At 46.2% G+C, this 15841-nt stretch carries 13 protein-coding genes and 1 pseudogene; 7 read left to right on the top strand and 7 right to left on the bottom strand.

Going from position 1 to position 15841, the window contains the following annotated elements:
• Together AC0VXX_RS02595 and tcdA are read right to left on the bottom strand one after the other, a co-directional pair.
• Positions 1-612 carry a superinfection exclusion B family protein gene (locus AC0VXX_RS02595; RefSeq protein WP_475515792.1) on the bottom strand — a complete coding sequence of 204 codons (612 nt, stop codon included), beginning with the start codon at positions 610-612 and terminating at the stop codon, positions 1-3.
• A gap of 440 nt (positions 613-1052) precedes the next feature.
• A complete protein-coding gene (gene tcdA / locus AC0VXX_RS02590) occupies positions 1053-1874 on the bottom strand; it encodes a tRNA cyclic N6-threonylcarbamoyladenosine(37) synthase TcdA (RefSeq protein ID WP_475515791.1) in 822 nt (273 codons plus the stop codon).
• 142 nt (positions 1875-2016) lie between these two features.
• On the opposite strand from tcdA, the gene AC0VXX_RS02585 reads away from it, so the two are divergent.
• Positions 2017-2211, top strand: coding sequence for a hypothetical protein (locus AC0VXX_RS02585; RefSeq protein ID WP_475515790.1), 195 nt, complete (start codon positions 2017-2019; stop codon positions 2209-2211).
• A gap of 420 nt (positions 2212-2631) precedes the next feature.
• Complete coding sequence (locus AC0VXX_RS02580) at positions 2632-3699, top strand: porin (protein ID WP_475515789.1); 1068 nt, start codon at positions 2632-2634, stop codon at positions 3697-3699.
• Between the two features lie 130 nt (positions 3700-3829).
• Here the strand turns inward: AC0VXX_RS02580 and AC0VXX_RS02575 are convergent, their stop codons facing one another.
• Positions 3830-4489, bottom strand: a complete 660-nt coding sequence (locus tag AC0VXX_RS02575; protein WP_475515788.1) for a thiopurine S-methyltransferase — start codon at positions 4487-4489, stop codon at positions 3830-3832.
• 97 nt (positions 4490-4586) lie between these two features.
• The gene (locus tag AC0VXX_RS02570) at positions 4587-4931 is read right to left on the bottom strand and encodes a hypothetical protein (RefSeq protein ID WP_119977265.1); all 345 of its coding nucleotides are present in this window, start codon (positions 4929-4931) and stop codon (positions 4587-4589) included.
• A 215-nt stretch (positions 4932-5146) separates the two neighbouring features.
• On the opposite strand from AC0VXX_RS02570, the gene AC0VXX_RS02565 reads away from it, so the two are divergent.
• Positions 5147-6976, top strand: a complete 1830-nt coding sequence (locus tag AC0VXX_RS02565; RefSeq protein ID WP_475515787.1) for a protein kinase domain-containing protein — start codon at positions 5147-5149, stop codon at positions 6974-6976.
• Here AC0VXX_RS02565 and AC0VXX_RS02560 read toward each other — a convergent pair.
• Complete coding sequence (locus AC0VXX_RS02560) at positions 6973-7554, bottom strand: FxsA family protein (protein WP_475515786.1); 582 nt, start codon at positions 7552-7554, stop codon at positions 6973-6975. The two genes, AC0VXX_RS02565 and AC0VXX_RS02560, sit on opposite strands and share 4 nt — an antisense overlap.
• A 281-nt stretch (positions 7555-7835) precedes the next feature.
• On the opposite strand from AC0VXX_RS02560, the gene cutA reads away from it, so the two are divergent.
• The 4 genes and pseudogenes from cutA (at position 7836) to galK (ending at position 13375) form a co-directional block, all read left to right on the top strand.
• The gene (cutA, locus tag AC0VXX_RS02555) at positions 7836-8159 is read left to right on the top strand and encodes a divalent-cation tolerance protein CutA (RefSeq protein WP_475515785.1); all 324 of its coding nucleotides are present in this window, start codon (positions 7836-7838) and stop codon (positions 8157-8159) included.
• Positions 8156-9982, top strand: a pseudogene (locus tag AC0VXX_RS02550) (protein-disulfide reductase DsbD). Before cutA ends, AC0VXX_RS02550 begins: the two are co-directional and overlap by 4 nt.
• Before the next feature lie 198 nt (positions 9983-10180).
• Positions 10181-11809 (top strand): cation:proton antiporter domain-containing protein, encoded by a 1629-nt coding sequence (locus AC0VXX_RS02545; RefSeq protein ID WP_475515784.1) that lies wholly within the window; start codon positions 10181-10183, stop codon positions 11807-11809.
• Positions 11810-12193: 384 nt separating this feature from the next.
• Positions 12194-13375, top strand: coding sequence for a galactokinase (gene galK / locus AC0VXX_RS02540; RefSeq protein ID WP_475515783.1), 1182 nt, complete (start codon positions 12194-12196; stop codon positions 13373-13375).
• Positions 13376-13718: 343 nt separating this feature from the next.
• Here galK and AC0VXX_RS02535 read toward each other — a convergent pair whose 3' ends face one another.
• Positions 13719-14147: a hypothetical protein gene (locus tag AC0VXX_RS02535; protein WP_475515782.1), complete on the bottom strand. Its 429-nt coding sequence runs from the start codon at positions 14145-14147 to the stop codon at positions 13719-13721.
• A gap of 294 nt (positions 14148-14441) precedes the next feature.
• Positions 14442-15461 (bottom strand): NAD(P)H-quinone oxidoreductase, encoded by a 1020-nt coding sequence (locus tag AC0VXX_RS02530; protein WP_475515781.1) that lies wholly within the window; start codon positions 15459-15461, stop codon positions 14442-14444.
• Positions 15462-15841: the final 380 nt, after the last annotated feature.

Raw genomic sequence — 15841 nt, 5'->3', positions numbered from 1 at the left:
TCAAGCAGCGTGTTTGCGGCTTGGCACCATACTATGAATAAAGTGCGGTCTAGCTTTCATCAACAACTGGATCTGCTCTTGATTAGGCTCACCTTGCGGCAAGCGTAGAACTTGACGATTAAGGTGACTCCTTGCTGCCATTGAGATTTTATAATCGGCAGTGGGCCCTTGAATTGCATAATGTTTCTTATTACCTAAATACTCTAAAATATTACTCTCGAGTAAGCTTTTTACTGCCGCCTCATTTTCAGGCAGGGTCAAAATGGTTTCACCTTGTAAGAAAAACTCGCGCAGTAATGCCCGCTCCGTCGGATCGAGTAACAGCACCTTCTTTTCAATGACTTCAAGGGTGCGCTTCCCTTTGAGGTGTGTAATCGCCTCGTCGATAAAGTAGTTCGCGACTTTCATCAACAGATAAGCCATACCAAGCAGCAGCCCTAATCCAATAATATGTGCGTGCTGATTAACCAACCCTTCTAACTTAAGCGAACTAATCACCGACAGTGGGGCAAACATCAAGGCCGCACTGACTAATGTTAGCCATAGGATTAAGTTAAACATCACTTGCTGTGGCGTTGCGTGCTTAAAAAGAGTCAAATTCAACTTTTCCATTTTAATATCCAGTGTCAAAAAATCTGCAGTAGCTTAACAATGCAAATTAGATACCAAAAATAGGCAGAATAACGCCCAAAATAAAATAAAGTTGCATGACTTAAAATAGACTCGTTGCGCCATGAGATGACACAGCCACCCATAGGTGGTTTTTACTTTATAGGCTTTATGTACTATGAGTATGGCGGTCGAAATAGCTAATGGATTATTCGCCTTAAGTCACTCGGGCAGCAACCTTAGTACTTAGTAATAGTATCCTTAACCTTAGCGGCAATCACTTCACCACCATAGGCGAGCACGGCGCCATGAAATACGATTTGCATTCACATGGCGTGATAACACCTACTCAGTCAATATACTGGCAGCATCAGTAACATCCGTTCACTGACAATGTTATCACCGGCTAAGCAGTTTGCTGAACATCACCCCGTAGGTACGCTTTACTTGTTATAAGCTTTAGCCGCAAGCTTGCTCAGCACTCGACTGACGGCAACAAAACCAAAGGTGCCAGTCACGACAGTCACTGCCCCAAAACCTGAGGCACAGTCCATACGCATGCTGCCTTCGGCCGTCGCCTTGGTATTACAAACGCTACCATCACCTTGGGGATAAACCAGTTGCTCGGTCGAGAACACGGCTTCAATACTAAAGCGGCGCTGCACGTTCTTTGAAAAATGGTATTCGCGGCGCAGTATATTTCTGACTTTGGCCAGCAAGGGATCTTGGTAGGTCTTTGCTAAATCAGTTACCTGTACTTGAGTGGGATCCGTCTGCCCCCCCGCCCCACCAACTGTGACTATGGGTAACTTTTGACGCTTGCACCAGGCAATAAGTGCCGCCTTAGGTTTTACCGCATCGATACAATCGATGACGTAATCGAGCGAGCCGCCGGCTTTTTTACCGTTAAAATACTCAGCAAGATTATTAAGAGTAATGAAGTCTTCCACCTCATTAACTCGACACTCAGGGTTTATCTGCCGAATACGCTCTGCCATCACCGCAACCTTAGACTCACCAACAGTCTCTTTTAGTGCATGCAACTGTCTGTTGGTATTAGTCACGCAGATATCATCGAGATCGATTAAGGTAATTTCACCTATACCGCTGCGTGCTAATGACTCTGCAGCCCAGGTGCCTACCCCACCAATTCCCACCACTGCCACATGGGACTGTGCAAACAGGGTTAATGCCTTAGCACCATAAAGGCGACCTATGCCGGCGAATCGATTTAAGTATGCATCTGTATGTGTTGGCAAGCTCAAGCTGTACTCCAAAATAGAGATAAAAATAGTGATAAAAGACGTGTCGATTTTATCCTAAACACCAACAAAGCGAAAATAAAACCCTGCAACACACTGAGGGGTACGGCCCCCTTAACTCAATTAAGATGGTTCGCGTTCACCATTGGCGCAAACCGCAACGAGTGTCGAGTGTCGAGTGTCGAGTGTCGAGTGTCGAGTGTCGAGTGTCGAGTGTCGAGTGTCGAGTGTCGAGTGTCGAGTGTCGAGTGTCGAGTGTCGAGTGTCGAGTGTCGAGTGTCGAGTGTCGAGTGTCGAGTGTCGAGTGTCGAGTGTCGAGTGTCGAGCAACACTTTCTTAAAATATTCATTCAATGTCGAACGATATAAGCAAACTTTGTTGATCAAAGCACAACTGAACAACAGAATTATCACACCACCGGGCTACATTACTCAGTAAATAAACTACAATGTTAGCTCCTGCTTATTGAGCAATACTTAATTAACCTTGTTAATGAGTCGCTTGAGTGTGTTAGCAGGAGAACAATTGCGGCTTATACCTAGCGATTACTTTTTACACAAGGTGAGCAAATTGTTTGCAAAACTTGACTAAAAAGCTTTCTCAATCGGTAAAAATTTGATCTAAACCACAATTTTAAAACCACAAAAAGGTACACTGCAGACCATCTTGTTGCGAGTAGGGATGCTCGTAACAAAATATGGAAACGATGTTAATAACCATTACAAAATGGAACAGAACTCAGTTCTTGGGAGCACTACACATGAAAAAATCTTTAATCTCTGCATCAATCGCCTCTGTACTCACTTTGGCTTCATTCGGTGCGCTAGCCGAAGGTCCTAACTTCTATGGTCGTTTAGACCTAACCGTGACAAACTCAGACACGGGTGTAACTACACAAGAAGGTAAAAAAGGCACCATTCTAGAAAATAACTTTTCACTTGTTGGTGTTAAGGGTAGCGAAAAGATTGCTGATGGAGTTGAAGTTATCTACCAAATGGAATTCCAAGTAGAAAACACTTCATCTAATAGTGATGTATTTAAGGCTCGTAACACTTTCCTAGGCCTTAAGAGCGCCGCAGGTACTGTACTTGTAGGTCGTAACGACACTGTATTTAAACAATCAGAAGGCAGCATCGACCTATTTGGTAACAGTAACGCCGATATCGACCGTTTAGTTGGTGCTCAGTCACGTGTAGCTGACGGCATCTGGTACTACTCACCAAAGATTGCTGACTTAGTGACTGTCAACGCAACTTATCTGATGGAAGATAACCATGCCAGCGATAAAGAGCAGTATGCATTTAGTGCAACGGTAGGTGACAAGAAGTTTAAAGCGCAAAACTATTATGTTGCTGCAGCGTATAACAAAGGTATTGCTGGTATCGACGCCTACCGTGGTGTTGCTCAAGTTAAATTGGGTGACTTCAAAATTGGTGGCCTATATCAAAACTCAGAAAGCACTAAGTTTGAAAACCTAGAAGGTGATACTTATTTCGTCAACGCAGCTTATAACCTAAATGGTGTTAACCTTAAGGTACAATATGGCGTTGATGAAGCAGGTTTAAGTAAGTATTTTAACAACGCTTTCGCAAACTTAAATCCTAATGATAAAAACACACCTTTAGTAAATGAGACTGACATTGCTAGAGCAACCGTAAGCGATGTAAGTGTTAAAAACCTTACTGTTGGTGCTGACTACCGCGTAGCTAAATCAACACTAGTATATGGCCACTACGCTATGTACGAAGGTGATTACAAAGTTGGTACTGCTAAAGTAGACCTAGCTGATGACAACGTGTTCACTGTGGGTGTACGTTACGACTTCTAATCGGCTGAGTCTCTGACTCTAGTTCGATAAAAAGGCGACCTCTGGGTCGCCTTTTTATTATTGATTATTGATTATTGATTATTGATTATTGATTATTGATTATTGGTTATTGGTTATTGGAAATAATAACCTACCCCTTTCTCACTAAGCGATACACAGATTCAGTTAACCAAGGCACCTGTTTGCTGACAAAGCGTGGGTTTTGAGCCAACACATCATCACAGCGCAAGCGTTCAATCTCGAAGTATTCGCTCATGTTAGCCATCACCCAATCATCAGACACCGCAAACGGTGGGCCATTAAGGGCGGCCTGAGGATAATCTAAGGTAATGAGTAAACCAATACTTTGGGGGGCGATAAGCTTGGCTAGCTGCTTAACATATTGTCGGCGCATCGCTTCGGGCCACGCAATTAGGGCGGCTCTATCATAAAAGGCATTGCAGTGGGCTGTCAGATGAGTCGGTAAGGTAAATAAGTCACCTTGATAAAGGGTAATCTGTTCGGTGCAATAACGCGTATGTTCCCCTAGGGTTTGAACCTCGACACTTAACTCATTGTCGGTGAAAAACTGTTCTACGCCAGCTTGATTGAGCTCGCAAGCCACCACTTCCAGCCCTTGTTCGGCCAAATAACACAGATCTAAACTCTTACCACACATGGGCACAAATACACTTGCCCCCGATGCCACATTCAACTGCGGCCAGTGTTCAATTAATAATGGGTTAACCTCACCTAGATGAAAGCCTATCTGTTTCGATGCCCACTTTTCGTGCCAAAAACTTGGTTGCATATCCAGCTCCGCTGCGACTCATGACAAATAATCTGCAGGGTACTTTACTGCCAAGTGTGGGCGGGTGCAAAACTAAGCTTAACTAAAGATACGAAAGTTAAGCAATATTCAATACCTTTTGTACCCGTCTGAGCCAGACGCAGTTTTCACACTCACAGTTACGCCGCGACAAATGGTGCGGCGTTAAACTCGAATCGATAAAATCAACCGCAATCAACAACTGTTGCCTTAACTCTTGCACCGATTTTTGCTCAACGGCCACCAGCTCATCATTATGGTTCATCCAAGTGCATTCCATCCCCTGATGACAATGAATACATTGCAGATCTGTGCTGTTAAAAAAACCGGCATGGGGGCAAAACTTTAACTCCATCGACTGCACAATACGCTTTCTGGGGTAGTCCAATAACTCTATTAACAGGGCTTTATCGGGTTGTGACATCACACCCTCCTATTGTTCGGATATCTGCTCTTAACTTAAGCGGTTAATATTTATATTAGCTTTAGGTTACCTTTATGGCTGTGGATCATAATTGATGTAGGTCAACATCAGCAGCGAAAAAATCAGTTAGGAGTCCCAAGTATGAAAAATCTAGCTATTGTGCAGTTGCCTTTGTTCTTGTTATAAAAACATATTCATTATTAACGATACCGACCATGGCCAACCTCAGCGCAGCAACGCCGCAGTTACAGCATTTCTATATCTCTGAAGAGCAATCTATCTATCTGCTTAAGGCGGATGATGCGCGCAAACATAGGGCCTGGATCCGCCTGTGTAAGCAGCAATTGCTCAAACTAGGGTATCGAAAGATAGAGTTGGTCGGAAAAGGCGCTTACGGCTTTGTTTTTGCTGGCGTCGATGCTCAGCACCATGCCCACGTATTTAAATTTTCCCGTATGACCCTGCCGCAACACATTCAAGACCGCCTCGAAGAGGAGGCCTTTATGCTGTCGCAGGTGATCCACCCAAATGTGCCACCTATGATTAAATTTGAGCGTGTCGGTAAGCAGGGCATTTTGGTGATGGCAAGAGCCCCCGGAGAAGATCTCGATAAGCTTTGCCTGCGTAAAGGGGCGCTACCTGTAGCAATGATCATGAGCATTGCTCGGCAGCTCGCTAATATTGTGCAGTATCTGCACCACGGCCGTCCCCTCGTCCATGGTGATATTAAACCCTCTAACTTAGTTTACGATGTTGACAGCCAGCAACTGTCATTAATTGATTGGGGCTCAGCAGTCTTTGCCCAGCGTGATGGCCAAGGCAACCCAGTTAATGGCAATGTGATGGATCTGCTCTCAAGCGATCAACAACATACCAATGCTCGCATGGGGGATGTCTACTTTATTGGGGAAGAGCAACTCAATGGCGCACTGTCGAGCCCAAGGTTCGACGAGCAAGGGGTTGCGGCAACCTTATACGCCTTGGCTTCTGGGCAAGCCAGCCGCTTTGGCAGCAAGGTGATCCCCGCCGCCAGTATCGGCTTGCCTATTGAACTCGCCCGCACTTTAGATGGCATGCTCAGTGACGACCCAAAAACCCGCAATCAAGCGGGTGACTACTTTCTCAAAAGCATGGCTCATAGCCATCGGTTGCATCTACCCGAGTTACCCCGTCCCCCTCTTAAACCTGACATACCTGTGTGGTCACTCCCCCGCAGCAAGGAGGTCGAAACCGTCAGTTACAGCTCGCGTAAATCGTTTCTTAAAGAGCATAATAGTGACGACCCCATCGCTAAGATGGACGATCTACAGCTTGAGAAATATTATCGCAACTTTATGGCGGGTATGGGTGATACCGAGAAAGGCTTTATCGCCGCAGTTGGCCGAGTCGGGCAATATTCAATTGTCGGTGGGCTGGCAATTCATTGGCAAGAGTCTGGCGTTTATATCGACTCTAACCTCGCGACCTATAACCGCGATGAAAAAGCAGCGTTGGTACTAGCCGTGAATAATATGGTGACCTTAGCGCGAGGGATACGTCGCATTGGGGTGTTTAAGGCCTGTTTCTTTAATGCTCGAGATACATTGCATCTTGAACGCAGCGATACCAGCCAACCCTTTAAGCTCTGCCCAGATCAACAACTCCCCTTTGAAGTGGGCGATGTGCCGTCATTAGAAGATAAGTCGCGGCTACACTCTTATTTTGAAGATGGCCGCGATCCCGATGAAAATCTCGAACTCCCTAAAGCGATTATGACTGAGCTGGGCTGGATAAATCAGATTCATCATACTGGCTGTATTATTTTTGAGGTGCTTCCCCACCACATGAAAATTCACAGCTACTTACGCTTGCTGAACCCAAGGAAACAAGCAGCATTTCGCGCCAGTTTGGACAGGATCTTAAGCCATGTGGATAAAATTCAGGGCAAAGGGGTCTCAGGTTTTATGAAACTGCCTTATAAAAATACTCGCCGTTTTAACCATATCGACAGCAAACCCGAGCACTTTTACCCTAAAAATCCTAAGGCGCTATCCACAAAAGATTAGTGTTTGGGCGGCTGTTTATCGTCACTCTTTGCATTATCTTGCTTGTCGTCCAGACGTTGAGTATCAGACTCATCATGCTTGTGTTCATAATCGCCATCGAAGGTATTGCCTTGATCGCCTTTAAACGGATCCTCACCAAAGGGCGAACGCCCACTTGCTGAGTCATGAGGATTAAAAGGCCCTTGACCAAAATTGGCGTGAAAATCGCCTTGGCGCAGCACTTTCAATTGCATACGTTTATACAATAACGCCGCCAGTGGAATACGGGTTATTGGGGTCAGTAATAATAAGCCGATAAAGTCAGTCACAAACCCAGGGATCAGCAACAGCAACCCGGCAATAGCCAACATCATGCCCTCGACGATTTCTTGCCCTGGCGCCTCACCTCTTGCCAGCTTTTGCTGTACCTGCATTAGGGTATGGATCCCCTGACTACGCACCAAAGACACCCCAACTACGGCAGTCAGTAAGACTAATCCCACCGTAGTCCAACTGCCTAAGGCTTCACCGACACGGATCAGTACGTTTAACTCAATGACTGGCACCAGTACAAAGATCACTAATAGAATAAAAAACACACTGACCTCACTAAATAATTTTTAATTCATTGAAAACTAAATGGGGCTGAAGGGGTCTACTTTCAAGCTGGGCAATAAAACCTAGCCATTAGGCCTAAGCAAATTACCTTGGATAATCTCACTATTTTAACCGTCGTTTAATGCAACTAGACGGTAAAAGTCGTAAAGTATCCGCCATTGAGAGTGACGCCATGCTCGCTGTTATGTGTCGCTATTTAGGTATAACACCAAGCATCCACTGGCTACAGCGCAAAATCACAACCTAAGAAGACGATACTAACATGCATGATACCTGTTTATTAGTCATGACGACTTGCCCAAACCAAGACAGTGCTATCGCCATCGCTCGAGCCTTAGTCGATGCGAGGCTCGCGGCTTGTGTGCAATTGTCAGCGCCGGTGACCTCGGTTTACCTATGGCAAGGCAATCTGTACGAGGAGCAAGAGATCTCATTACAAATAAAATGCCTCAGTCAAGCCTATGATGAGGTTGCTGAGCTGATATTAACTTTACATCCCTATGATGTGCCAGAACTTATCGCTACCGAGATAGCTTATGGCTCTGCTGCTTACTTAGATTGGATAAAAGAAACTACACAAATATGAAGAAAATACTGTTTATTGTTCTTGCGTCATTTCTGCTGCTTGCCCCCAGCGCATATAGCGAAGGCATTTTCGGCGCCAACAAATTCGATTTCCTAAAGGATGAACCCAAACTAATGCCTGTGGATGAGGCATTCGTATTTGATTTCAAACAACAAGACCAACGCCTTGAACTCAGCTGGGTGATAGCCGATGGCTACTATATGTATCGCGACAAACTTAAGTTTGAAGCGGACGGCGCCACGCTCGGCGAAATACTACTGCCCCAAGGCAAAACCCATACTGATGAGTATTTCGGCGAGCAACAAGTATATTACTCTTACGTTGAAATTCCGCTAGCAATCAAACAGGCCGCTAACAATAGCACGCTCAGCGTGACCTTTATGGGCTGCGCCGAAGGCAAACTCTGTTATCCGCCAACCAAACGCAGCGTACAGCTCAAAGAAGTTACCGCTAACGACGGCGTGCTACCAGTAAGTGATAACACCGCGATTGAAGACGCAGCGGCCAATAACCCGCCAGAATCTAGAGCCCCGATTACCGAGCAAGATTCACTAAGCCAGATGTTATCAGGCGATAATTTACTGTGAACCTTAGTGATCTTTTTTGGCTTAGGCATAGGTCTAGCATTAACTCCTTGCGTATTCCCCATGTACCCCATTTTGTCGGGCATTATTGTCGGTCAAGGTGAAAAACTGTCTACCGCTAAGGCGTTTAGCTTGTCGATGGTTTACGTACAAGGTATGGCAATCACCTATTCCTTACTTGGGCTCGTGGTCGCCTCGGCGGGGATGAAATATCAAGCGGCCCTGCAACACCCTGCGGTATTGATTGTATTGGCTATTTTGTTTTTCGTGCTCAGCTTATCCATGTTTGGTCTATACGACTTAAAACTGCCCTCAAGCTGGCAAGAAAAAATGAACCGCTTCTCCAATAACCAAAAAGGCGGCAATGTTGCTGGCGTGTTCTTGATGGGCGTGATTTCTGGTTTAGTCGCCTCACCTTGTACCACTGCGCCACTCTCTGGTGCCTTGGTTTATGTGGCGCAGACTGGCGATCTACTGCAAGGCTTTTTGGCACTATATGTGTTGAGCATGGGCATGGGCTTACCACTACTTATCATTGGCTCCTCAGGTGGCAAACTCCTGCCAAGAGCCGGCGCATGGATGGATGTGATAAAAACCATCTTTGGCTTCCTGCTGATTGCCGTATCCATCGTGATGCTAGGCCGTATCTGGACCGGACTCACCTCAGACCTGTTATGGGCACTGTGGGGCGTGAGTTTAGTCGGTTACCTGATGCACCAAAATAAACAGACTGAATTTACCTGGAAACAAACCGTACGTTCAGTTTTACTATTATTGATGCTGTTAGCTAGCTTCTCTTACGGCTTCCAAGCTGTTATGAGCAGGCTGGGTTTCCAAGCCCATAACGGCAATCAAACGAGTGATCACATGGTGACCCACAAAACCATTAAGTCACTGGCTGACCTGCAAATTGAAATTGAGGCCGCCAGTGCACAAGGTCAACCTGTAATGCTAGATCTCTACGCCGACTGGTGCGTGGCTTGTAAAGAGTTTGAAAATATCACCTTTAAAGACTCGGCAGTGCAACAACGTTTAGCCCAGATGGTATTTTTGCAAGCCGATGTGACCAAAATGGATCAACTCGATGTAGAGCTGTTAGAGCATTACGACGTATTGGGGCTTCCTAGCCTATTGATGTTTGACGCTCAAGGGCAGTTACGTGATGAACTGCGTGTCACTGGCTTTATGAAGCCAGCGGCATTTGCCAGCCACCTCGATCTCGTCATAGAGAAAAAATAGCAATAACCCGCTCATTTAATTTAGCTTTAACAAGCCTCCCTCGGGAGGCTTGTTTGTTATTAACACCGCAATCAATAGGATACTGCCGCAGATAAAAAATGGTTCTGTACGGTGATTTTTTATTTATTGTTAATCTAAATCTTATATTATAAGCGCTGTTTAGTGTCATGGAACACACCTCATCCCCCAAGGAGCAACATGGAACCAGCCATACTCATCATTACCTTAGCCTGTGGCATCTTAGTTAGTCGTATCGGATTACCCCCCTTAATAGGCTATTTAGTGGCAGGCTTTATGTTGTTTTTGTTTGGCCTAGATGAAACCAGCTTGCCCCTGTTGGAGCAGCTCGCCAATTTAGGGGTCACGCTACTGCTGTTTGCTATCGGGTTAAAGCTGGATCTTCGCAGCTTATTTAAAGTGGAAGTGTGGGCAGGCTCCAGCCTGCATTTAATTGGCTCTATGCTGTTTTTGGTGCCGCTACTCAAACTACTAGGCTTGATAGGACTAGAACAACTGAGTGGCTTAGATCTAGAGCAATTGGCCCTACTCGCCTTTGCCTTGAGCTTTTCAAGTACCATTTTTGCCGTCAAAGTACTCGAAGATAAAGGTGACATGCAATCCCTTTATGGCCGAGTCGCCATTGGTATTTTGATCATGCAAGATATCTTTGCGGTCGCATTTTTAACCATATCCAAAGGTGATATCCCCTCTATCTGGGCGCTGGGTTTGCTGTTATTACCCTTTGCTAGACCACTTATTTATAAGGCATTCGACCGTGTTGGCCACGGTGAGTTACTGGTCCTGTTCGGCTTAGTTATGGCGTTAGTTGTCGGCGCAGGCCTATTTGAGTTAGTCGGCTTAAAACCGGATTTAGGCGCCTTGGTCATTGGTATATTATTGGCGGGACACGCTAAATCATCGGAACTGGCTAAATCACTATTTTATTTTAAAGAACTATTTCTGGTTGCCTTCTTCTTAACTGTCGGTCTAAATGGATTACCTAGCTTTAGTGATATTGGCGTTGCCGCGCTGCTGGTCTTGGTGGTACCGATTAAGATAGTGCTCTTCCTCTATCTATTGACCTACTTTAAGCTGCGCTCGCGCACCTCATTGATGACCTCATTTAACCTAGGTAACTACAGCGAATTTGGCCTCATTGTAGCAGCGGTGGCCACCAGCAAAGGCTGGTTACCAGCCCATTGGATGGTCATTTTAGCGGTGGCGTTAAGTCTTAGTTTTCTCTTTGCCGCCCCATTAAATGCAGCTTCCAGCCGTTTATACCAAAAGTACCAAAGTCGGCTACAGAAGCTAGAACGCCATCCACTGCACCCTGAAGACAGGCCCATTAGAGTTGGTAATCCGCGCTTTCTAATCTTAGGTATGGGCCGAATTGGTTCTGGAGCCTACGATGAGCTGGCCAATAAGTTTGAAGGCGAAATATTAGGGATTGAACATAAACAGGAATTAGTCGATTTTCATCGAGCAGAAGGTCGAAATGTGGTGCAGGGGGATGCATCTGATACCGATTTTTGGGAAAAGCTCGACCGCGCGCCAAATCTAGAATTAGTGCTGCTGGCGATGCCTCACCATACGGGTAATGAGTTTGCCGTAGAGCAACTTAAACGTCTCGATTATCAAGGCAAGCTAAGTGCTATTGTGCAATACAGTGAAGATGCAATATCCCTCAAAGAAGCGGGCGTTCACAGCGTATTTAACCTCTACGAAGCTGCTGGTGCGGGTTTTGTTGAGCATGTGGTGCATGAACTTAAGTCCGGTCAACAACACGAAGCCGATATTGTTATCGAGCCCCAAGCGAACGCCAGCTAATCATCTGAGCATCTATTGATATTGGCTACCTGCTATGTCCTTGATAGCAGGTAGCGGCTTACCCTTTGCTCGCGCCGTTTATGCCCCCTTGCTCGCGCCGCTTATGACTAAGTAGCCAAGCGGACAAACTCATCTCACCTGCTGAATCTCGGCTTGGTGACATCGCTCCCAACGCCTTTCCCCCTCGTATTGCTGTCAGCGGCGCCCGCATAGACCCTAAGATTGATATCATATTCGCCGATAAGCAAAAACTGCGTTACACAATCGGTAAACTCATGATATAAAAATGACAAGGAACGAATCACGACCCAACAATGGCGTGAAAATACTGTCACCGATACTCGGTGCAGAGAGTGATCACCCTTTTCTGAGAAGCTTGATAGCATGGCAAATCCCGCGCAACGCGCCAATAAATTATTTGTGCAAACCTTTGGCACCAATGCTGACGATCTGTATCGTGCACCTGGGCGTGTCAATTTGATCGGTGAACATACCGATTACAACGACGGTTTTGTATTGCCTGCTGCCATAAATTTTCACACCATCATCGCAGTAAAAAAGCGCGAAGACGATCGTTTTAGAGCTGTGTCGGATGCCTATCCAGGCAAAATTAACAGCTGGCACTTTGGCCAAGAAGGCAAGATGGATCCTGAGGATGGGTGGATAAACTACCTCAAAGGCTTTACCGCCGCTATGGCCGCCTCTGGTCTGCCAGCAAAGGGGATGGACATAGCTGTAGTAGGTAACGTGCCACTAGGCGCCGGGCTATCATCTTCAGCCGCATTAGAAATCGCTTTCGGAACAGCCGTCAACGATTGCAGCCAGCTACGCCTATCTCCATTAGCCGTGGCCCAAATGGCACAGCGTGGTGAAAACCAATATGTGGGTTATGCCTGTGGCATTATGGATCAAATCATCAGCGCGATGGGTCAACAAGATCATGCATTACTAATTGATTGCGAAGATCTCGACAGTGAACCTGTGCCAATCCCCGAAAGCCTAAGCCTGATCATCGTTAACTCCAATCTCCCGCGCGGTGAAGTCGAGGCACAAGAAGCGATACGTCGTCAGCAGTGCCAACAGGTGGCGGATCACTTTGCGATCGACAGCCTACGTCACTTGGACTTACCGACCTTAGAGGCCGCTCGCAGCGAGCTGCCGGAGCTTATTTATCGCCGCGCACGCCATGTGCTCAGCGAAAATCGTCGCACTCAAAACGCCGCCCATGCTCTGCAGGCCGGTAACATTGCCCGCTTAAGTGAGTTGATGGCGCAATCTCATGCCTCGATGCGTGATGATTTTGAAATAAGCTTGCCGGAAATCGACACCTTAGTTGAAATCATCGCTCAGGTTGTCGGCCAACAAGGTGGAGTGCGTATGACAGGCAAAGGATTTGGTGGCTGCGTCGTCGCGCTAGTTGACCATGAACTGAGCGATACTGTGGTGGCGGCGATTGAAGCCCAATATCAAGTGAGAACTGGGATTGAACCGACCGTTTATCTATGTTCGGCCAGTGGTGGCGCTAGCCGCATTGACGAAAGCTGGCTTGAGGGTGAGCTTTATTAAGCGTAAATCCTGTCGCTGAAATATTGTTTTTGCATTCGGCCTTTTAGCTCCTTAACGACAACCGCCAAGGTAATGCTCGAGGACCGTTAGTCGCAAGTCTGTGCCACAACAGATTTTAGAGACTACAGCAAAGCCAAAATGTGTGGGGAAACAGAGGATAAAGCGTCGTTTAAGGTGAAGGTAGAAATTACTCAACAATAGGCACATCTAAGGGGTTAATCGGGGGGTTAATCGATATTGTTAGATAGAGGCCCTAGTTTACACTAGAACCTCATACCCAAATGACAAACACTAACATCAAACCTCATACCTAACTGACAAGCGGGTTGATACAAGCTGACACTTAACTTTCATCGTCATCCGACCAATCATCGAAACCATCATCTATGCTGTCGACTTCCAATTCAACGTCATCATCGTCATCATCTGAATCTAAATCGACATCAATTTTCACTTTCTTTGGCGCCGGTGCAGGCTTAGCATGTATCGCTTCAACCCAAGCAGAATGCTGACGCATAAACTGTTCTCGGGTAACCTGCCATTTAGCATCATATTCTGCTTTAGCGGCTTTGATCTCCTCATCCGTAAGGTCATGCAGGTTTACCTTAACAATATCAACTGCATATTCAATCACGGCATCTCTTGCCGTGTTATAAAGATAAACGCGTCCCGCAGAGGCTTCAGGGAACTCTTTATCATGAATGAGAATGGTGTTACCTCGAGCAGTACGCAGCTCACCATACCAGACAGATTCTTTAGAAGTGTCATACATATATGCTAATACCCTTAAATCAACACATACCAATATAAAATTATTAAGCTGACAATTTCGTTAGCTTAGTCATTGTCATCACTCAGAAATAACCTGCAGCGATGCTTGCGCACATTCTTAATAAAAATCGGCAGAAATCAATAGCCAAATCGATCTATTTCATCTAATTGCTATCAAATTGTGCATTCTGCAGATACTCATATCGAATTTAGCCGATCAAATCAGTTATTCAAGTTTTTTCTAAACACAAGCACCATCAACCTCCTCATCGATGTGGCCTGTTCGCTGCTAGCACTATCCTTGTTCAGCTGCCATATTAAGCACAATTTTCCCGGTATGCTGACCGGACTCCATCAAGCGGTGCGCCGCGACTACATCACTAAAAGCAAACTCAGCAAACAGCTGAGGCACCAGAGGCTGGGCTGAGGAACTAGCAAATAAGGGCCACACTTGCTCACGTAATGCATCAGCTATTTTCGCCTTCGCCGCTACCGATTGCGGTCTAAGTGTGGCACCTGTCCAAGTAATGCGCTTGGCCATTATACGAAACACATCTACATTCGCCGTCACGCCGCGTAACAGTGCTATGGTGACTAAACGCCCCTCGAGCCTTAGCGCTTTCAAATTAAGATTAATCATATCGCCCGAGGCCATGTCGAGCACAACATCGACGCCATCAGGGGCAATAGCTAAAATCTGCTCGAGTAATGTGTCATCTCGGTAATTAAGCGCGTGATCGGCGCCTAAATCGAGGCAATACTGACACTTTTGCTGGCTTGAAGAGGTGGTGATAACCTTAGCACCAAATTGCTTAGCTAGGGCTATCGCTGCCGAACCTATACCGCCCGAGCCACCGTGAATTAGCACCGTCTCTCCAGCTTGCAAACCACCGCGCATAAATAGGTGCCCCCACACGGTAAAAAATGTCTCGGGCAACGCCGCCGCTTGCGCCAAATTAAGCCCATTTGGGATAGGTAAGCAGTGAGCAGCCCAAGTCACCACCAGCTCGCCATAACCACCACCTGGCACCAAGGCACAAACTTTATCGCCAATACGCCACTGCGTTACCGACTCCCCAATGGCGACAATGGTACCCGACACTTCAAGGCCTAACACTGGGCTAGCCCCCTCTGGCGCAGGATAAAGCCCTTTACGCTGGGCGATATCGGGGCCATTAACCCCGGCGTAGTGCACCTTAATCAATACCTGATCAGGTGCAGGTAACGCCACCTCCCCCTGGGTCAAAGAGATCACCTCTGCCTCGCCAGGGTGACTAACATGCGCCTGCAGGCAAGGTTGCTTACTTTTATTCATAGGTGACTCTCTTCGATTAATGTGGGTGGCAAGCACCAAGTCATTAATGGCCGCCATAGGTTGCCACTTAATGCTGTTTATCGCTCAGCGTCAGCATAGAGATAGGTGCATAACGATAAGGCAAATGTGCTCGCCTTAACCTAAGATTGAGTCCGTTCACACCTGCGCGATAATAAAGTGCGTCTCAGCAAAGGATAATTCAACCCTCACATTCAAATAAACATAACACTATTGATACCATCAAGCTTTATTTAGCCTGTTCTGAGGGAGAAATAATTTTATACAGTCTCATTTTCAATACATTTTAATAGCTTACCTGATTAATCTTATTTAACACTCATCACTGAACTAATAAAAAAGCGGCCCGTGGGCCGCTTTAA

The organism is Shewanella sp. QJM3NY_23, assembly GCF_056173105.1.
This window is presented reverse-complemented; position numbering and strand designations above follow the sequence as displayed.